The sequence below is a fragment of the Paracoccus contaminans genome (assembly GCF_002105555.1).
GTDB classification, from domain to species: domain Bacteria; phylum Pseudomonadota; class Alphaproteobacteria; order Rhodobacterales; family Rhodobacteraceae; genus Paracoccus; species Paracoccus contaminans.
In genome coordinates this window covers 1,285,326-1,302,522 of record NZ_CP020612.1, presented here as the reverse complement: position 1 = coordinate 1,302,522, position 17,197 = coordinate 1,285,326, and the positions used below count along the sequence as shown (strand labels likewise).

The 17,197-nt window shown below is 67.5% G+C and carries 19 protein-coding genes; 11 read left to right on the top strand and 8 right to left on the bottom strand.

Features of this window, described 5'->3' with window-relative positions; all coding sequences use genetic code 11:
* Positions 1–243: 243 nt before the first annotated feature.
* A complete protein-coding gene (gene selD / locus B0A89_RS06125) occupies positions 244–1,290 on the top strand; it encodes a selenide, water dikinase SelD (RefSeq protein ID WP_085377382.1) in 1,047 nt (348 codons plus the stop codon).
* A gap of 22 nt (positions 1,291–1,312) precedes the next feature.
* Here selD and B0A89_RS06120 read toward each other — a convergent pair whose 3' ends face one another.
* Together B0A89_RS06120 and efp are read right to left on the bottom strand one after the other, a co-directional pair.
* Positions 1,313–1,735: a hypothetical protein gene (locus tag B0A89_RS06120; RefSeq protein ID WP_157115262.1), complete on the bottom strand. Its 423-nt coding sequence runs from the start codon at positions 1,733–1,735 to the stop codon at positions 1,313–1,315.
* A 54-nt stretch (positions 1,736–1,789) separates the two neighbouring features.
* Positions 1,790–2,356 (bottom strand): elongation factor P, encoded by a 567-nt coding sequence (efp, locus tag B0A89_RS06115; RefSeq protein ID WP_085377380.1) that lies wholly within the window; start codon positions 2,354–2,356, stop codon positions 1,790–1,792.
* An 81-nt stretch (positions 2,357–2,437) separates the two neighbouring features.
* On the opposite strand from efp, the gene epmA reads away from it, so the two are divergent.
* Complete coding sequence (gene epmA, locus B0A89_RS06110) at positions 2,438–3,505, top strand: EF-P lysine aminoacylase EpmA (protein ID WP_240558662.1); 1,068 nt, start codon at positions 2,438–2,440, stop codon at positions 3,503–3,505.
* 16 nt (positions 3,506–3,521) lie between these two features.
* On the opposite strand, the gene B0A89_RS06105 is transcribed toward epmA, so the two are convergent.
* Positions 3,522–4,259, bottom strand: a complete 738-nt coding sequence (locus B0A89_RS06105; protein WP_085377378.1) for a sulfotransferase domain-containing protein — start codon at positions 4,257–4,259, stop codon at positions 3,522–3,524.
* Between the two features lie 156 nt (positions 4,260–4,415).
* Between B0A89_RS06105 and B0A89_RS06100 the strand changes: the two genes are divergently transcribed.
* The 6 genes from B0A89_RS06100 to B0A89_RS06075 all read left to right on the top strand — a co-directional run bounded on the left by B0A89_RS06100 (position 4,416) and on the right by B0A89_RS06075 (position 10,292).
* Complete coding sequence (locus B0A89_RS06100; protein ID WP_085377377.1) at positions 4,416–5,621, top strand: ABC transporter substrate-binding protein; 1,206 nt, start codon at positions 4,416–4,418, stop codon at positions 5,619–5,621.
* Positions 5,622–5,722: 101 nt separating this feature from the next.
* On the top strand, positions 5,723–6,925 hold the full coding sequence (locus B0A89_RS06095) for an ABC transporter substrate-binding protein (protein WP_085378778.1): 1,203 nt from the start codon (positions 5,723–5,725) through the stop codon (positions 6,923–6,925).
* Positions 6,926–6,927: 2 nt separating this feature from the next.
* Positions 6,928–7,701, top strand: a complete 774-nt coding sequence (locus tag B0A89_RS06090; protein ID WP_085377376.1) for an ABC transporter ATP-binding protein — start codon at positions 6,928–6,930, stop codon at positions 7,699–7,701.
* On the top strand, positions 7,698–8,399 hold the full coding sequence (locus B0A89_RS06085; RefSeq protein ID WP_085377375.1) for an ABC transporter ATP-binding protein: 702 nt from the start codon (positions 7,698–7,700) through the stop codon (positions 8,397–8,399). Before B0A89_RS06090 ends, B0A89_RS06085 begins: the two co-directional genes overlap by 4 nt.
* A gap of 3 nt (positions 8,400–8,402) precedes the next feature.
* The gene (locus tag B0A89_RS06080) at positions 8,403–9,290 is read left to right on the top strand and encodes a branched-chain amino acid ABC transporter permease (RefSeq protein ID WP_085377374.1); all 888 of its coding nucleotides are present in this window, start codon (positions 8,403–8,405) and stop codon (positions 9,288–9,290) included.
* A gap of 3 nt (positions 9,291–9,293) precedes the next feature.
* Positions 9,294–10,292 carry a branched-chain amino acid ABC transporter permease gene (locus B0A89_RS06075; RefSeq protein WP_085377373.1) on the top strand — a complete coding sequence of 333 codons (999 nt, stop codon included), beginning with the start codon at positions 9,294–9,296 and terminating at the stop codon, positions 10,290–10,292.
* A 248-nt stretch (positions 10,293–10,540) separates the two neighbouring features.
* Here B0A89_RS06075 and B0A89_RS06070 read toward each other — a convergent pair whose 3' ends face one another.
* Together B0A89_RS06070 and B0A89_RS06065 are read right to left on the bottom strand one after the other, a co-directional pair.
* On the bottom strand, positions 10,541–12,154 hold the full coding sequence (locus B0A89_RS06070; RefSeq protein WP_157115261.1) for a PAS-domain containing protein: 1,614 nt from the start codon (positions 12,152–12,154) through the stop codon (positions 10,541–10,543).
* A gap of 78 nt (positions 12,155–12,232) precedes the next feature.
* Positions 12,233–13,588, bottom strand: coding sequence for an ActS/PrrB/RegB family redox-sensitive histidine kinase (locus B0A89_RS06065; protein ID WP_085377371.1), 1,356 nt, complete (start codon positions 13,586–13,588; stop codon positions 12,233–12,235).
* 72 nt (positions 13,589–13,660) lie between these two features.
* On the opposite strand from B0A89_RS06065, the gene B0A89_RS06060 reads away from it, so the two are divergent.
* The 3 genes from B0A89_RS06060 to B0A89_RS06050 all read left to right on the top strand — a co-directional run bounded on the left by B0A89_RS06060 (position 13,661) and on the right by B0A89_RS06050 (position 15,333).
* The gene (locus B0A89_RS06060; protein WP_085377370.1) at positions 13,661–14,296 is read left to right on the top strand and encodes an SCO family protein; all 636 of its coding nucleotides are present in this window, start codon (positions 13,661–13,663) and stop codon (positions 14,294–14,296) included.
* 63 nt (positions 14,297–14,359) lie between these two features.
* Positions 14,360–14,914 carry an ActR/PrrA/RegA family redox response regulator transcription factor gene (locus tag B0A89_RS06055; RefSeq protein ID WP_085377369.1) on the top strand — a complete coding sequence of 185 codons (555 nt, stop codon included), beginning with the start codon at positions 14,360–14,362 and terminating at the stop codon, positions 14,912–14,914.
* A gap of 77 nt (positions 14,915–14,991) precedes the next feature.
* Entirely contained in the window at positions 14,992–15,333 is a 342-nt protein-coding gene (locus B0A89_RS06050; protein WP_240558661.1) for an H-NS histone family protein, read from the top strand.
* A 60-nt stretch (positions 15,334–15,393) separates the two neighbouring features.
* Here B0A89_RS06050 and B0A89_RS06045 read toward each other — a convergent pair whose 3' ends face one another.
* The 3 genes from B0A89_RS06045 to B0A89_RS06035 all read right to left on the bottom strand — a co-directional run bounded on the left by B0A89_RS06045 (position 15,394) and on the right by B0A89_RS06035 (position 17,100).
* Complete coding sequence (locus B0A89_RS06045; protein ID WP_085377367.1) at positions 15,394–15,987, bottom strand: HD domain-containing protein; 594 nt, start codon at positions 15,985–15,987, stop codon at positions 15,394–15,396.
* 59 nt (positions 15,988–16,046) lie between these two features.
* Complete coding sequence (gene secB, locus B0A89_RS06040; protein ID WP_085377366.1) at positions 16,047–16,577, bottom strand: protein-export chaperone SecB; 531 nt, start codon at positions 16,575–16,577, stop codon at positions 16,047–16,049.
* Positions 16,578–16,641: 64 nt separating this feature from the next.
* Entirely contained in the window at positions 16,642–17,100 is a 459-nt protein-coding gene (locus B0A89_RS06035) for an FxsA family protein (protein WP_338045744.1), read from the bottom strand.
* Positions 17,101–17,197 lie beyond the last annotated feature (97 nt).

The window sequence follows — 17,197 nt, the reverse complement described above, 5'->3', positions numbered from 1 at the left end:
GCGATGTTGCCGCGACACCCGCACCCGCCAGCCTCAGAAAGCTGCGGCGTGAGAGGTCGATGTTCATCCGAGCCTCCTGTTTGCCTGTCCACCAAGATAGGTCCGCCCATAATGCAGCGCAGGGCGGGGAGTCGTCAACACTGTAAGCTTTGGCATATGGTCCGGCGCGGCCAGGCTGACGGCGGGTGAAGTCGCCCCGCAGCCATGCTATGCACCGCGCCACCCGCCTGAAAGGAACGCGCCATGCCCGACCTGCCCCCCATCCGCCTGTCCCAGCTGTCCCATGGCGGGGGCTGCGGGTGCAAGCTGGCCCCGGCTGTCCTGCGCGAGCTGCTGTCGGACCAGCCGATGGCCCAGGCATTTCCCCAGCTGCTGGTCGGGACGGAAACCGCCGATGATGCGGCGGTCTGGCAGGTGTCGGACGATCTGGCGGTGATCGCGACAACCGATTTCTTCATGCCCATGGTGGATGACCCGCGCGCCTTCGGCCGGATCGCCGCGACGAACGCGATTTCCGACATCTATGCGATGGGCGGGCGGCCGATCATGGCGCTGGCGATCCTGGGCATGCCCATCGACACCCTGCCCCCCGCCATGATCCGCGAGATCCTGCAGGGCGGCCAGTCGATCTGCGCCGAGGCCGGGATCCCCGTCGCAGGCGGCCATTCGATCGACAGCCCCGAGCCGATCTATGGACTGGCCGTCATCGGCCTGGTCCATCCCTCGAAACTGCGCCGCAATGCGGATGCCCGGCCGGGGGATGCGCTGATCCTGACCAAGGGGCTTGGCGTCGGCATCTATTCGGCGGCGATCAAGAAAGCGGCCCTGGACGGGGCAGGCATCGACGAGATGATCGCATCGACCACGCTGCTGAACCGCATCGGGGCCGATCTGGCCGAGGATCCGGCCGTCCATGCGATCACCGACGTGACCGGCTTTGGCGTTCTCGGCCATGGGCTCGAGGTTGCGCGCGGATCGGGTGCGCGGCTGATCATCGACCGCGCCGCCCTGCCGCTGCTGGCACGGGCCGAGGAACTGGCGCAGGCAGGGTTCGTCACCGGCGCCTCGCATCGCAACTGGGCCGCCTATGGGGCCGAGGTCACGCTGCCCGCCGGAATGCCGGACTGGCAACGCCACCTGCTGACCGATCCGCAGACATCGGGCGGGCTGCTGGTGGCGCTGGAGGCCGGTGCGGCGCAGGGCTGGGTGGGGCGGCTGCGCGGCGCCGGCTATCCGCTGGCCGCGGTCATCGGCCGGGTCGAGGAAGGCAGCGGCATCACCGTCGCCTGACCAGCCGTTCAGGGGGCGCCGGTCAGGGCTGGGCCAGGCCGGTCAGCGTCTGCCCCGGCCGGTCGGCCCAGCGGTAATGCACCTTGTAGCCCAGCTTGCCCAGCCCCTTGCCGGGGCGGATCAGCACGTCGAACGTGACCGAACCCGGCTTGCCTTCGCCCGCGGCCGGCACCCGGTATTCCCGGATGTCGGAACAGCGGTGCTGGCCCCCGGTGGGGGCCGGCGGCCATGTCTCCTGCCCCAGGGCCTCGTCGAAATGACCGACCTCGAGCATCGACACGATCCGCCCGCCCAGCCGCAGCCTGCGGCAGATCCGCAGCAGATCGGCCGGAACGGGCCCATGATTGATCGCGGTCACGCGCATCTGGCCCCACCCCGCCCAGCCGGGCGGGGCAGGCAGGATGATGGCGTCGAAATGCAGGTCCGGCCGCTCGGGTGTCTGCATCTGTTTGCGGGCGCTGAACATCCCTGAATAGATCGCAAGGCAGCCAGGGATCGGTCAGTCCTTGGCGCGCTCGACGTAGCTGTTGTCTTCGGTATTGATGACGATCCGGGTGCCGACGCCGATATGGGGGGGCACCATCACCCGCAAGCCATTGTCCACCGTCGCGGGCTTGTATGATGACGAGGCCGTCTGCCCCTTCACCACCGGCTCGGTCTCGACGATCTCGACGGTGATCTTCTGGGGCAGTTCCATCGCGATGGGATTGCCTTCATAGACCTGCAGGAAGACCCGCATCCCTTCCTGAAGATAGGCCTTCTGATCGCCCACCATGTCGGCCGAGGCGACGACCTGTTCGTAGGTTTCGGGTTCCATGAAGTGGAAGCCCTCGCCATCCTCATACAGGAAATCATAGCCGCGTTCGTCCACGGTGGCCTTTTCCACCTGTTCGGTGGTGCGCCAGCGTTCAGAGACCTTCACGCCGTCGGCAATGCGGCGCATATCCACCTGGGTCACGGGCGTGCCCTTGCCGGGGTGGAAGTTCTGGGCGGTCAGCACGACATAGAGCTTGCCGTCCAGTTCGACGACATTGCCTTTGCGCAGCGAGGAAGCGATGACTTTCACGGGCGTCTTTCTTGCGATCTGAGGATGCGGTATCGGCGCGGTTCCTAGCCCATCATGCGCCATATCGCCAGAGGTTTGCCCTTGCCCCTGCGGCCCCCGCCCATTCCGTCCCCGCCGGGCAGCCCCTGGTGGGACCGCATCCGCCATGCCGACCGCCGTCCGGTGCTGCTGGCGCGGGGGCGCATCCGCCGCGCCATCGCCGGCTGGCTGGACGATCAGGGCTTTACCGAGGTCGATCCGGCGGCGCTGGCGGTCTCGCCGGGGAACGAGGCGCATCTGCACGGCTTTGCGACCGAGGCGATCGGCAATGACGGCCTGGCGCGCAGGATGTATCTGCACACCAGCCCCGAATTCGCGATGAAGAAGCTGCTCGCCGCGGGCGAGACGCGAATCGCCGCCTTTGTCCATGTCTGGCGCAACCGCGAACGCGGCCCCCTGCACGCGCCCGAATTCACCATGCTGGAATGGTATCGGGCGGGCGAGGATTATACCGCCTTGATGGATGACTGCGCCGCGATGCTGCGCCTGGCGGCGCAGGCGGCGGGCGCGGGCGTGCTGCGCTTTCGCGGGGCCGAATGCGATCCCTTCGCGGCGCCCGAACGGCTGCCCGTGGCCGAGGCGTTCCGGCGCCACGCGGGGGTGGACCTGCTGGCCACGATCGGCCCGGACGGGGCGACCGACCGGGACGGGCTGGCCGTGCAGGCGGCTGCGCAGGGGCTGCGCGTTGCAGCCGACGACACCTGGTCCGACATCCTGTCGCGCATCCTGACCGCGCGGGTCGAGCCGCATCTGGGCCATGGCCGGGCCACGATCCTGGACCGCTATCCCGCGCCCGAGGCCGCCCTGGCCCGCCGCGCGGCCGACGATCCGCGCGAGGCCGAGCGGTTCGAGCTCTATGCCTGCGGGGTCGAGCTGGCCAACGGATTCGGAGAACTGACCGACCCCGCCGAGCAGCGCCGCCGCTTCGAGGCCGAGATGGACGAGCGCCAGCGCATCCATGGCGAACGCTATCCGCTGGACGAGGATTTCCTTGCCGCCCTGGCGCAGATGCCGCCGGCATCCGGCATCGCGCTGGGCTTTGACCGGCTGGTCATGCTGGCCACCGGCGCCCCCCGCATCGACGATGTGCAGTGGACGCCCGTACCCTGACCTGCCGTGCCCTGACCTATTGCGGATTCGCCTCGGCGCTGGCCCCCGCATCGGGCCGGGACAGGGCGGCGATGCGTTCCTCGACCTCTTTTCGGGTCGGAAAGCGGCTGGGCTGATAGCGCGGATACAAGCCTTGCGCGAAGATCCAGTGAAAGCGGTCATAGATCGAGACTTCGACCGCCTCGGTCATCATGTCCTGCCAGGGGATGCGCCGCGTGGCGTTCACATGCGGCAGCTGCGGCCGGGCGCCGCCCAGATAGGGAAAAACCGTCCGCTCGATATCGAGGGCAAGATGTTCATAGCGCAGCAGACGCATGTTGGTCAGCGTGCGGCGGCGGTCGGTATAGAACTGGTGGATGGCCGGGGGATTGAGCCCATAGAAGTTCGATTGGTCGAAGAACGCCTCGAAACCGAATTTGCGGATCAGTTCGGTGTTGTGGATCTTCTGATCCATGAAATGCGTGGTGATGTGAAAGAACCGCGACACTTCAAGATCATAGGGGTTGCGGATAACCGCAATGACCGCCGCGAAATCATCAAGGTTGCGGCCGTGCCGGGCCAGGATGCGGCGCGCTTCGTGCAGGCGTTCGTGCCGCAGGCCATGGACATGGCGCACCCGCGCGCTGCCCGATCCGTGCCCCTCGGGGCTGGAGCTGAAGACCGTGCCGGGCAGATGCGCCTCGAGCATCTCGGTCAGCGACATGCCCCCGGTCTTGGGAACATGGATATACAGGACGTCGTCGTTCCAGATCATGCGCGGACCTTTGCTTGCCCGTGGCTGCTAGCCTATCGGGAAAGACAGGTAAATCGCCACGCTGTCCATAAAAGACCGCTTGCAAGGCGCATCAGCCTTGAGCAACCTTCCTGCAGAGGAGAACCGGCCGTGCAAGCGCCGGATCAGGGAGGAATCATGAAAGTGACGCTTACCGCTGCGGCATCGGCCGCGGCGCTCATCACCGCGCCCGCATTTGCGGCAGGCCTGTCCGACGGCAAGGTCAAGATCGGCATCCTGAACGATCAGTCCGGGGTCTATGCCGATTACGGCGGGGTCGGCTCGATCGAGGCCACCAAGATGGCGATCGAGGATTTCGGCGGAACGGTCCTGGGCGCCCCGATCGAGATGATCTCGGCCGATCACCAGAACAAGGCCGACATCGCCAGCAACATCGCCCGCGAGTGGTATGACACCCAGCAGGTCGATTCCATCATGGAACTGACCACCTCCTCGGTGGGGCTGGCCGTGCAGGCCCTTTCCGCGGAACGCAAGAAGATCACCATGAACACCGGCTCGGCCACCAGCGAGATCACCGGCAAGGCCTGCACGCCATATGGCTTTCACTGGGTCTATGACACCCACGCGCTGGCCGTCAGCACCGGCGGCGCGATGGTCGAACAGGGCGGGGACAGCTGGTATTTCCTGACCGCCGACTATACCTTCGGCCATACGCTGGAAAGCAACACCTCGGACGTGGTCAAGGCCAAGGGCGGCACGATCATCGGTTCGGCACGCCATCCGCTGGGAACGACGGATTTCTCGTCCTTCCTGCTGCAGGCGCAGTCGTCGGGGGCCAAGGTCGTCGGCCTGGCCGATGCGGGGATGGATACCCAGAACGCCATCAAGCAGGCCGCCGAATTCGGGATCACGAAGGGCGGACAAAAGCTGGCCGCGCTGCTGGTCACGCTGTCCGAAGTGCACGGCATGGGGCTTGAGGCGGCGCAGGGCCTGACGCTGACCGAGAGCTTCTACTGGGATCGCACCGATGCCAGCCGCGCCTGGTCCAAGCGCTACAAGGAACGCACCGGCAAGATGCCCAACATGGTCCAGGCCGGCACCTATTCGGCGGTGACGAGCTATCTGAACGCCGTCAAGGCCGCGGGAACCGACGATTCCGACGCCGTGGCGGCCAAGATCCGCGAACTGCCTGTCCACGACATGTTCGCCGAAAACGGCAAGGTGCTGGCCAATGGGCGCATGGTGTCGGACGTCTATCTGATGCAGGTCAAGACCCCCCAGGAAAGCAAGGGCGAGTGGGACTATTACACCGTCAAGGCGACGGTGCCGGGCGATCAGGCCTATCCCTCCGCGGACAAGTCGGGCTGCCCGCTGGTAAAATGACCGCCGCTGCAAGGCGGCCCTTGCCGTCCGCGGAAAGGGCGGCAATCATCCGCAAGGAACAGGCCCGGCCGCATTGCGGCTGGGCACAGGGGAGGAAAATGATGAACCGTCTTTACGTCGCCGCAGCCGCGGCGGCGCTGGTTGCGAATGCGGCCGGTGCGCAGGAAATCTCGGATGGCAAGGTCAGGATCGGCATCCTGAACGACCAGTCCGGCGCCTATTCGGCGCTGGGCGGCACCGGCTCGGTCGAGGCCGCGAAGATGGCGGCCGAGGAATTCGGCGGCAAGGTGCTGGGCGCCCCGGTCGAGATCGTCAGCGCCGATCACCAGAACAAGCCCGATATCGGCGCCAACATCGCGCGTCAGTGGTATGATACCGACCAGGTCGATGCGATCGCGGAAATGACCACCTCGTCGGTGGCGCTGGCCGTGCAGGCGCTGTCGGGCGAGAAGAAGAAGATCACCCTGAACACCGGCGCGGGCGCGACCGACATCACGGGCAAGGCCTGCACGCCCTACAGCTTTCACTGGGCCTATGACACCCATGCCCTGGCCGTCGGGACCGGCGGCGCGGTCGTCAAGGCGGGCGGCGACAGCTGGTATTTCCTGACCATGGATTATGCCTTCGGCCATTCGCTGCAGGAAAACACCACCAAGACGATCGAGGCCAATGGCGGCAAGGTGCTGGGGGCGTCCCTGCATCCGCTGGGAACCACCGATTTCTCGGCGCTGCTGCTGCAGGCGCAGGCATCGGGGGCCAAGGTGGTCGGGCTGGCCAGCGCCGGCATGGACATCCAGAACGCGATCAAGCAGGCGGCCGAATTCGGCATCACTGCCGGCGGGCAGAACATCGCCGCGCTGCTGCTGATGATTTCCGAGGTGCATGGCCTCGGCCTCGACGCGGCGCAGGGGCTTTATCTCACCGAAAGCTTCTACTGGGACAGGGACGATGAATCCCGCGCCTTTTCCCTGAAATACAAGGAACGCACCGGCGCGATGCCGACCATGGTGCAGGCGGGCACCTATTCGGCGGTGCGGTCCTATCTCAAGGCCATCGAGGCAGCCGGCACCGACGAATCCGGCGCAGTCGCCGCCAAGCTGCACGAACTGCCGGTCAATGACGCCTTTGCCCGCAATGCCACCGTCCAGGCCAACGGGCGCCTGCTGAACGATCACTATCTGTTCCAGGTCAAATCGCCCGCCGAAAGCAAGGGCGAATGGGACTATTACAAGCTGGTCGCCACCATTCCGGGCAAGGACGCCTATCTGCCGGCGGCCGAATCCGGTTGTCCTCTGGTCAAGTGAACATGCAAGCCGTCATCGACACGGCCGAGCCGCGGGTGGTGCTTGCCGCCCGCGGCCTCGGAAGGGATTTCCTGGGCTTCACCGCGGTCAACAATGTCGATCTGGATGTCCGGCATGCGCAGATCCACGCGCTGATCGGGCCGAACGGGGCCGGCAAGACCACCGTGTTCAACCTGTTGACCAAGTTCCTGCCGCCCACGCGCGGCACGATCACGCTGATGGGCACCGACATCACCGGCATGCGCCCCGACGTGGTGGCGCGGATGGGGCTGGTGCGCTCGTTCCAGATTTCGGCTGTTTTCCCGCACCTGACCGTGCTGGAAAACATCCGCGTCGCCCTGCAGCGTCCCGCGCATCTGCACACGCAGTTCTGGCGCTCGCTGTCGTCGCTGGATTCGCTGAACCCACGCGCCGAGGCGCTGATCGCGGATCTGGGGCTGACCCCCTGGCGCGACATCCGCGCCGCCGACCTGTCCTATGGCCGCAAGCGGGTTCTGGAAATCGCCACCACCCTGGCCCTCGACCCCAAGGTGCTGCTGCTGGACGAGCCGATGGCCGGCATGGGGCACGAGGATGTCCACACCGTCGCCGAGATCATCCGCGAGGTCGCGCGCACGCGCGCCGTGCTGATGGTTGAACACAACCTCGCGGTGGTCGAGGACATCTGCCACCACGTCACCGTGCTGCAGCGCGGCGAGATCCTGGCCCAGGGCGATTACGCCTCGGTTGCGTCCGATCCGCGCGTGCGCACCGCCTATATGGGGTCCGAGGCATGACCGCGCTGCTCGATGTCCGCGACCTGAACGCCTGGTACGGGGAAAGCCACGTCCTGCACGGCATCACCATGCATGTGAACGAGGGCGAGACGGTCTGCATCCTCGGCCGCAACGGCATGGGCAAGACCACGACGCTGCGCGCGATCATGGGGATCGTGCGCAAGCGCAACGGGGCCATCGCCTTTGCCGGCCACGACCTGACGCGGATGCCGCTGCACCGGGTGGCGCGCACCGGCCTGGGCTTTGTCCCCGAGGAACGCGGCATCTTTGCCACGCTTTCGGTGGACGAGAACCTCATGCTGCCGCCGGTCGTGGCCCCGGGGGGCATGACGCTGGACGAGATCTTCTCGCTGTTTCCCAACCTGCGCGAGCGGCGCAATTCGCCCGGCACCAAGCTGTCGGGGGGCGAACAGCAGATGCTGGCCATGGCGCGCATCCTGCGCACCGGCGCGCGCTGCCTTCTGCTGGACGAGCCGACCGAGGGGCTGGCCCCGGTCATCATCGACGCCATCGGCGCGGTCCTGCGCGAGCTGAAATCGCGCGGGATGACGGTGGTGCTGGTGGAACAGAACTTCCGCTTCGCCTCGCGCGTGGCCGACCGCTTCTATGTCATGGACCACGGCGTCATGATGCACGAATTTCCCGTGGATGAACTGGATGCCCGCATGCCCATGCTGCACGAAACGCTGGGGGTCTGACAGATGGCGATGATCTTTGGCATCCCGATCCAGGCCTTCCTGGGCCAATTGCTGATCGGCCTGATCAACGGGTCGTTCTATGCGCTGCTTTCGCTGGGGCTGGCCATCATCTTCGGCCTGCTGCGCGTCATCAACTTTGCCCATGGCGCGCAATACATGCTGGGGGCTTTCGTTGCGCTGCTGTCGCTGAAATGGCTGGGCCTTCCCTATTGGGGGGCGCTGATCGCCGCGCCTTTGGTCGTGGGTGCGCTGGGCGTGCTGGTGGAACGCACGATGCTCTCGCGGCTCTACAATCTTGATGCGCTGTATGGGCTGTTGTTCACCTTCGGCCTCGCGCTGACGCTGGAAGGGGGGATGCGGTGGTATTTCGGCGCATCCGGCCAGCCCTATGCCGCGCCGGCGGCGCTGACGGGGGCGGTGAACCTGGGCTTCATGGTGCTGCCGCTCTATCGCGGCTGGGTGATCGCCGCCTCGCTGGTGGTCTGCCTTGCCGTCTGGGCGCTGATCGAGCGCACGCGCCTTGGCGCCACGCTGCGCGCCGCCACCGAAAACCCCACGCTGGTGCAGAGCTTCGGCATCAACGTGCCGCTGATGCTGACGCTGACCTATGGGCTGGGGGCGGGGCTGGCGGCGCTGGCCGGGGTGCTGGCCGCGCCCATCTATCAGGTCTCGCCGCTGATGGGGTCGAACATCATCATCGTGGTCTTCGCGGTGGTCGTGGTGGGCGGCATGGGGTCGATCATGGGCGCCATCGTCACCGGCTATCTGCTGGGCATCGCCGAGGGGCTGACCAAGGTCTTCTACCCCGAGGCGTCCAACATCGTCATCTTCGTCATCATGGCGATCGTCCTGATGCTGCGGCCTGCGGGCCTGTTCGGGAAGGAGGGCTGATCCATGGCCACAGGGTCCGACATTCCGGCCGGCGCACCGGCGGCCGCACCCCGGATGGGGCGCGGCACGCAGCTGATGCTGATGGTGCTGGCGCTGGCGGCGCTGGTCGCGGCGCCCTTCGTCGTCTATCCGGTCTTCGTGATGACGCTGCTGTGCTTTGGCCTGTTTGCTGCGGCGTTCAACCTGCTGCTGGGCTATACGGGGCTGCTGTCCTTCGGCCATGCCGCGTTCTTCGGCGGGGCTGCCTATTTCACGGCCCATGCGGCCAAGGAATGGGGCCTGGCGCCCGAACTGGCGCTGCTGATCGGGGTAGCGGGAGCGGCCGGGCTGGGGCTGGTGATCGGCGCGCTCGCCATCCGCAGGCAGGGCATCTATTTCGCCATGATCACGCTGGCGCTGTCGCAGATGTTCTTCTTCGCCTGCCTGCAGATGCCCTTCACCCATGGCGAGGACGGCATCCAGTCGGTTCCGCGGGGGCGCCTGTTCGGGATCATCGACCTGAACCAGCCGCTGGCAATCTATTTCTTCGTGCTGGCGGTGTTCCTGCTGGGCATGCTGATCATCTGGCGCTTCGTCAATTCGCCCTTCGGCATGATCCTCAAGGCGATCCGCGAAAACGAACAGCGGGCGATCTCGCTGGGCTATTCGGTGGCGCATTACAAGCTGGGCGCCTTTGTGATGTCGGCGGCCCTGTCAGGGCTGGCAGGCGGGCTGAAGGCGCTGGTGCTGCAATTCGCGACGCTGACCGACGTGGCCTGGCAGATGTCGGGAGAGGTTATCCTGATGACGCTGATCGGCGGGATCGGAACCCTGCTGGGCCCGATCCTGGGATCGGGCGTGGTGATCGCGCTGCAACAGCGGCTGGCGACATCGGATATTCCGGTGACGGTCATCACGGGCGTGGTGTTCATGGTCTGCGTGCTGCTGTTCCGCCGCGGCCTGATCGGCGAGCTGGCCCATTCGCCCCTCGGCCGCCGCCTGGGCCTGCGCCCGCCGGGCTGACGGGGGCTGACAAACGGCGCGGCGGGCCAGCAGCCTGCCGCATCGTCCCGCCGCAGGCCGCAACGCCTGCCGCCGCGCGGCAGGCCCGCCTTGGATGGCGCAGGGGTCAGGGCAAGGACAAGGAAAGGGGCGCCCCTGTCGGGCGCCCCTTCGTATCAAGGTCGCCCACAACCCCGGTTGCCGGATCACCTGCCCGTACGGGCGGCACCTCATCTCCGGCGTTCTGATAGCCCGCCCCCGCCCAGTCCTCATACGGCCCCGGCCAGCCGCGTTTCCGTCTCGCCCTCCGCGCAGGGGCCGGTCGGCAGATCGCCGCGGATCGGCTCGCCCGTGCCGGCCACCGTTCGGGCAAAAAGAACCATCCGTCGGCCGCCGCTCAGCGGGCGTACGCGCCAGGACAGCAGCGCCTGATCGGGGCCGGCGATCGCACCGCTGCGCCGCCCATCGACCCGCCCTGCGGAAAGCGCGGCGCGCAGCGCGCGATAACCGGGGCTGTCCTCGGCCACCTGCCGCCACAGCCTGTCAAAGCCGCGCAGGGTCGAGGCCGCGTCCACCCCCCATAGCGCATCGAAAAGCCGGTTCGTGCTGAGCAGCCCGCCATCCGCATCAAAGATCGCCACGGCCGATTCCAGCGCGTCCAGCACCTCGGCGCCCAGCGAAAGCTCGGCCTTGAAGCGCCGGGTCAGCGCCACCTCGGCAGAGATGTCCTCGAAAAGGAACGCAATCGCGCCGCCGGGATGGGGCCGGCCGGTCACGCGGTAGGTCTGCCCGCCGGGCAATGTCCAAGTTTCGACGTGATGCCCCGAAGCCGCGCCCGCCTCTAGCGTCGCCATCCTGCGCCGCCAGCTGGCGTAGTCCTTCGGCTCGGGGATCATGCGCGCCTCGCGCAGCGAATCGAGAACCGCATACAGCGTCGGACGCGCCGTCAGAAAGGCTGCCGGCAGCCCTGTCAGATCGGTCAGTGCGGGGTTGAAAAGCTGCAGCCGCCTTTCCCGGTCGAAGATGGCAAGGCCGATATGCAGATCGGCGAAGGTCTTGGTCAGGGTCTGGACAAACTCGCGCAGGTTGCGTTCCGCCCGCTCTGCCCCGTCTGCGGGCACGGCAAAGATCGTCCGGTGCCCGTCCGCGGCCTGCACATGGCAATCGAACCAGCGCGGCTGGTCGTCCAGCCGGATTTCCGCCCGGCGCACGGCGCTCGCGCCTTCGGGCAGCGCGATCAGGCGGGGCAGCGGCCAGCAGATATTTTCGGGATCGCGCGCCTCGATCTCGCGCAGATAGGCAGCATTGGCCCAGGTGACGGTGCCCTGCCCGTCCTCGCGCCAGATCAGGACGGGGGCATGGTCCACCGATTCGCGCAGCACGGCGATCTCGTCCTCCATCGCGGCAAGCGAATGGGCGTTGACCGTGACACCGCTGCAATCCAGCCCCGGATCGACGATTTCAAGCCGCACCAGCCCCTGCCCAAGGTCATCGGCGCGCAGGCGCAGCGTCGCGGCGCCGCAACGCGCGGCCCCGCCCGGCCCGGCAGGCGCGCCCGTCGCCGTGATGGTCGCGGTGCCGTCGGCCGCCGCACGGTCCAGGATCAGGCCGGGCGCCTCGAACCGCTGTGCCAGCCAAGCCCACAGGCGCGCCCAATCGCTCTCGCCCGGCAGGGCGCCCAGAAAACCGCGGGCCGCCTCTGTCGCATCGACCAGCCGGCGATCCTGGAACAGCATGGCGATGGGTTCGGGCGGCGCCGTGCCTGCCCGCAGCGACAGCCCCCCGCGCGGCAGGGCCGGCGCCAGCCGCGCAATGACAAGCGCAAGGCATGCCGAGGCGGTGCCGGTCGTCAATGCGATCGCAACTGTGGCGAGGTTCACCATCTATCCGTCCGTGCCGACCAACAAGGCCGGGTAACACCCGGTATTTTAAGAAAAGGTTAAACACCTGGCAGCGGCGCTTCAATCCTGGATTGCAGGATTGGGTGGCAGGATCGCCCGGTCATCGGCGATCAGGGCGCTCACGGGCCATGTCACCTGAACGACCGCGCCGTGATCGTTGGCAAAGGCCAGCTGCCCGCCACTGCGCTCGATCAGCGTGCGGGCGATGAAAAGCCCCAGCCCCAGCCCTTCATAGCCCGGCCCTTCCTGTCCCGGCACCGGCCTTCGCGTGGTCAGGTATGGCTCGCCCAGGCGCGTGCGCAGATGGGGGGGAAAGCCCGGCCCGTCGTCGCGGATCGTCACGTGCAGCCGTTCCCCTTCGCGCATCGCGTCCACGCGCACCGCGCTGGCGGCGAAATCGACGGCGTTCTGGATTAGGTTGCGCAGCGCGTGGATCAGCCCCGCATCGCGGCGCACGATGATGCCGGCCAGATCGGTGATGACGAGGCGCTTGCCCCTGTCGCGATGGGGGGCGGCGGCTTCCTCCAGCACCGTTTCCAGGGGGGCGCCATGCAGATGCAGGTCGTCCTTCCCCGCCGCGCCCATGCTGCGCAGGATTTCGCGGCATCGATCGGCCGAGCTGCGCAGCAGGGCCAGATCCTCGGCAACACCCGGCCGCCCGGCCGCGATGTCCGACAGATCATCCGCGAGTTCGGCCGCGACCAGCTTGATCGTGGCCAGGGGGGTGCCCATCTCATGCGCGGCGGCGGCGACGACGCCGCCCAGATGCTGCAGCCTCTGTTCCCGCGCCAGCCCCATCTGCGCCGCCCAGAGGGCATTTTTCGTCGCCGCCAGGTCAGCCGAAATGCGATAAGCGGAGGAGGCGAAGAAGGCCCCTCCGATCGCGAGGGCCAGCACATGGCCCACGCCCAGCGCCGTTCCGGCCGTCAGGATACTGCCCGCGCGCATCTCCAGCGGCACGGCAAGCGCGGTCATCGCCACGATCATCACGGCCGCAGCCCCCGCCACGGCGACAAGGGCGCGCCGCGACAGAACCCCCGCCCCCAGCGTCAGCGGGGCCAGCACGAAAAGCGCAAAGGGGTTTGCCGTGCCCCCGGTCAGCGTCAGCAGAACCCCGGTCTGCACCGTGTCGAGAATGAGCTGCACCTGCACCGCGCGCGGCGTCATGCGCTGACGCCGCAGCCCCAGACCCAGGTTCAGCGACGCCGCCACGATCACCAGCGCGACCGGCAGCACCGGCAGCCGCGCCCCCAGCAGCCATGCGCCAAGCCCCGCCGCCGCCTGCCCTGCCAGCGCCACCCCGCGCAGCGTGACCAGCGTCCGGCGCCGGATCGGTTCGGCCGCGCCGTCGGGGTCGCCGGGGGGCGCGCCCCTCTGACGCGCGCGGGTCGGTCTGTGGGTCGAATCCGGCGGCATCAGGGCGGCTTGCGTTGCGCTTTGCCGGATTGATAACCACCTGATCTGCACGCCGCAATGAAGGGATGCCCTATGACGACCGAGCGCCGACTGCTGATCCTGGGGGTTGCCGCGACGGCGCTGCTGCTGCTGACGGGATTCATGTGGATGCGATCGGGCGCGGCGGCCGACCCGTTCGGGCAGTGCCGCCGGTCCGCCGTGGCGGGCGGCGCGGGGGCGCTGGGCGGCCCGTTCACCCTGACCGACGAAAACGGCGCGCGGGTAACCGATGCGCAGGTCTTTAACCGGCCGAGCCTGTTCTATATCGGCTATACGTTCTGCCCTGACGTGTGCCCGATGGACAATGCCCGCAATGCGGCAGCCGTCGAATTGCTTCGGGCGCGCGGAACGGATGCAAGGGCCGTTTTCATGTCGGTGGACCCGGCCCGCGATACGCCCGAACGGATGCGCGATTACACCGACATGATCGACCCTGGCCTGCTGGGCCTGACCGGATCGGCCGACGACGTTGCCGCCGTGGCGAAAGCCTGGCGCGCCTATTTCAAGCTCAACAATGAAACCGACAAGTCGGATTACCTGGTCGATCACACGACGCAGAGCTATCTGGTCCTGCCCGGCCATGGAACGGTCGAATTCTTTTCGCGCGACACGTCGCCGCAGGAGATGGCCGATACCGTTTCCTGCTTTGTGGATGCGGCGAAATCGTGAATCTGCGGAAACCGTGCAGCCGTGCCGGATTCCGGCAAGACCGATGCTTGAGGACGGGGCGACATGAACCAGGACCATTCCGCGCAGATCGGCAGCGATCCCAGCCTGCTGCTGGTCGATGACGACGAGGTATTCGTCCAGCGCCTGTCGCGCGCGATGGAACGGCGGGGTTTTGTGCCGCGCATCGCCGTCAGCGTCGCCGCCGCGCGCCGGGCGCTGGCCGAATATCCGCCCGCCTATGCGGTGGTCGATCTTCGGCTCGAGGATGGCAGCGGGCTGGACATCGTCGATCTGCTGCGTTCGCAGCGCCAGGACGCGCGCATTGTCGTGCTGACGGGATATGGCGCCATCGCCACCGCGGTCGCGGCGGTCAAGATGGGGGCCGTCGATTATCTGCCAAAGCCCGCCGATGCCGACGAGGTGATGACCGCGCTGGTCGAACAGAAATCGGTTTTGCCGCCGCCGCCTGACAATCCGATGACGGCCGATCGCGTGCGTTGGGAACATATCCAGCGTGTTTTCGAACAATGCGACCGCAATGTCAGCGAAACGGCGCGGCGGCTGCACATGCATCGCCGCACATTGCAGCGCATTCTGGCCAAACGCGGCCCACGCTGAATTAGGCGGGTTGCAGATGGCAGAATGATTCTGCTATGGGCAGAACTCATTTGAAGACGATCAAGAGGTGGCAGAAATTGCCCGATATCAATCTCGACGAGATGTCCATGGACGATCTGCGCACGCTTCGCACGCAGATCGATCGTGCCATCGCCTCGTTCGAGGACCGCAAGCGCCGCGAGGCGCTTGCCGCCGTTGAACGGGCCGCACGCGAGCATGGCTTTGCCCTGGCCGATCTGACCACCGCCAAGGGCGGCAAGGGGCGGCGGGCCGCGGCCGCTGCCGGCCGCGCCACAGGCGAGGCGCGCTACGCCAACCCCGACGAGCCGTCGATGACATGGTCGGGGCGCGGCCGCCGCCCCCGCTGGGTCAGCGAGCAGATCGGCGCTGGCAAGTCGCTGGAAGACATGGCCATCTGACCCCGGCGCGCCCGGCGCCTCACGGTGCCGGGCGCGCCTTCCCATCCCCGGGCCCGCATCTCAGGCGGCGGTCAGTTCGGCAAAGCGCCCCAGGAATGCGGCGCGCGTTTCGGCGGGCGGGCGCAGGCGGATGTCCAGCCCCCGGGTATCAAGGCCCGCCGGCAGGGGAAACAGCCGGTTCGCCTCGGCCGCACCGAAGCCGGCGATCGCCACCGCCTCGAGCCGGGCGGAAACGCGGTCCGCCATCTTGATCCGCCGCCTGACCGTGGCAGGCAGCACCGCCGGCAGCCCGAAGCGCAGATGGACGGCCGCGGCCAGGCGGGCGTCCATTTCGCCATAGCTTGACCCCAGCGCCGCCTTGACCGGCGAGATCATGTCCCCCAGCACATATTCGGGCGCATCATGCAGCAAGGCCGCCAGGCGCCAGCATGGGGCGGTGTCGGGGTCGATCAGCCCGACGATCCGTTCGACCAGCAGCGAATGTTCCGCGACGGAATAGGCCCAGTCGCCGCAGGTCTGCCCGTTCCAGCGGGCCACGAAGGCAAGGCCATGGGCGATGTCCTCGATCTCGACATCAAGGGGCGAGGGGTCCAGCAGGTCCAGCCTGCGCCCCGACAGCATCCTTTGCCACGCCCGTGGCGCCCGTCGTGCCATATGGTCCCCGCTGAACCGGAAAAGGGGCGGCCGTCAGGCCCTGGCTGCCATTCGCCCGGTCACGACAGGGGCGCGCCCTGCGGCCGGGACTGCGCCGCGCGCCGCGCCGCCTCTTGCCGGTAAAGCGCGACGAAATCCACCGGGTCCATGTTGAAGGGCGGAAAGCCCCCGTCGCGCGTGACATCCGACAGGATGCGGCGGACAAAGGGGAACAGCATGCGCGGACATTCGATCATCAGGAAGGGGTGCATCTGGTCCTCGGGGACGCCCTCGATGTGAAAGACGCCGGCATAGTCCAGCTCGCACAGGAACAGCTTGGCCTGGTCGGCCGTGTTGACCGAGGTCACGCGGTATTTGCAGATCACCTCGTACTGGTGGTCGGGCTGGCGCTTGCGCGCATCCAGGCTGACCTGCACCTGGATTTCGGGCGTGACCTCGCCGCCGATGCCCTTCTGCGCGACGATATTCTCGAACGACAAATCGCGCACGAACTGGGCCAGGATGTTCAGCCTAACCTGCGGCTGCTGGGAATCCTGCACCTGGGGTGCGGCTGCGTCAGGCGCGGCGCCATTGGCGGTTTCGTCGGTCATCGGTCGATCCTTGCGGCGAGGGGATGGGTGCTGGCGGCGGTGTTACCACCCGCGCCAGGCACGCTCAATGCCGCGTCCAGCCGGAGGGAGGCCGGCCGGGGCGCGCAGGGGGCTCGTCAAGGACGACATATTCGGCCTCGATCACCGGCGATGCGGGGCGCGGCCAGGCTGCGCCATGGGACCGCTTTGCCACCCGGCGGCCGAACCGGGCGCGCACCCGGCGCCGCACCGCCGGGATCAGCAAGGCAAGACCCAGCGCATCGGTGAGAAATCCCGGCAGGACCAGCAGCCCGCCGGCCAGCAGCATCAGCGCCCCTTCGGCCAGGGGGGCCGAGGGGTCGCGCAGCTGTTCAACCGACCGTTGCACATCCGCCAGCGCCGCCAGCCCCTGCCGGCGCATCACGGCCAGGCCCGCCCACGCCGAGGCGATCACCAGGGCGAGCGTCGGCAAAAGGCCGATCAGGCCGCCGATCCTGATGAACAGTGCGATCTCGACGATCGGAAGCAGAAGAAGGGCAGTCATCAGCCGCATGGGCAGGAACCTCGGATCCGGGCGGGCAACTGGACTTGGCGCCCGCTCGTTCCTACATAATCGAGCGATCCTCTCGCACCAGATGCAA

What these genes read in the sequence shown, in the direction of transcription:
- selD (WP_085377382.1), top strand. Translation starts at nt 244, where the DNA reads ATGCCCGACCTGCCCCCCATCCGCCTGTCCCAGCTGTCCCATGGCGGG.
- B0A89_RS06120 (WP_157115262.1), bottom strand. Translation starts at nt 1,735, where the DNA reads ATGCAGACACCCGAGCGGCCGGACCTGCATTTCGACGCCATCATCCTG.
- B0A89_RS06105 (WP_085377378.1), bottom strand. Translation starts at nt 4,259, where the DNA reads ATGATCTGGAACGACGACGTCCTGTATATCCATGTTCCCAAGACCGGG.
- B0A89_RS06100 (WP_085377377.1), top strand. Translation starts at nt 4,416, where the DNA reads ATGAAAGTGACGCTTACCGCTGCGGCATCGGCCGCGGCGCTCATCACC.
- B0A89_RS06095 (WP_085378778.1), top strand. Translation starts at nt 5,723, where the DNA reads ATGAACCGTCTTTACGTCGCCGCAGCCGCGGCGGCGCTGGTTGCGAAT.
- B0A89_RS06090 (WP_085377376.1), top strand. Translation starts at nt 6,928, where the DNA reads ATGCAAGCCGTCATCGACACGGCCGAGCCGCGGGTGGTGCTTGCCGCC.
- B0A89_RS06085 (WP_085377375.1), top strand. Translation starts at nt 7,698, where the DNA reads ATGACCGCGCTGCTCGATGTCCGCGACCTGAACGCCTGGTACGGGGAA.
- B0A89_RS06080 (WP_085377374.1), top strand. Translation starts at nt 8,403, where the DNA reads ATGGCGATGATCTTTGGCATCCCGATCCAGGCCTTCCTGGGCCAATTG.
- B0A89_RS06075 (WP_085377373.1), top strand. Translation starts at nt 9,294, where the DNA reads ATGGCCACAGGGTCCGACATTCCGGCCGGCGCACCGGCGGCCGCACCC.
- B0A89_RS06070 (WP_157115261.1), bottom strand. Translation starts at nt 12,154, where the DNA reads ATGGTGAACCTCGCCACAGTTGCGATCGCATTGACGACCGGCACCGCC.
- B0A89_RS06065 (WP_085377371.1), bottom strand. Translation starts at nt 13,588, where the DNA reads ATGCCGCCGGATTCGACCCACAGACCGACCCGCGCGCGTCAGAGGGGC.
- B0A89_RS06060 (WP_085377370.1), top strand. Translation starts at nt 13,661, where the DNA reads ATGACGACCGAGCGCCGACTGCTGATCCTGGGGGTTGCCGCGACGGCG.
- B0A89_RS06055 (WP_085377369.1), top strand. Translation starts at nt 14,360, where the DNA reads ATGAACCAGGACCATTCCGCGCAGATCGGCAGCGATCCCAGCCTGCTG.
- B0A89_RS06045 (WP_085377367.1), bottom strand. Translation starts at nt 15,987, where the DNA reads ATGGCACGACGGGCGCCACGGGCGTGGCAAAGGATGCTGTCGGGGCGC.
- secB (WP_085377366.1), bottom strand. Translation starts at nt 16,577, where the DNA reads ATGACCGACGAAACCGCCAATGGCGCCGCGCCTGACGCAGCCGCACCC.
- B0A89_RS06035 (WP_338045744.1), bottom strand. Translation starts at nt 17,100, where the DNA reads ATGACTGCCCTTCTTCTGCTTCCGATCGTCGAGATCGCACTGTTCATC.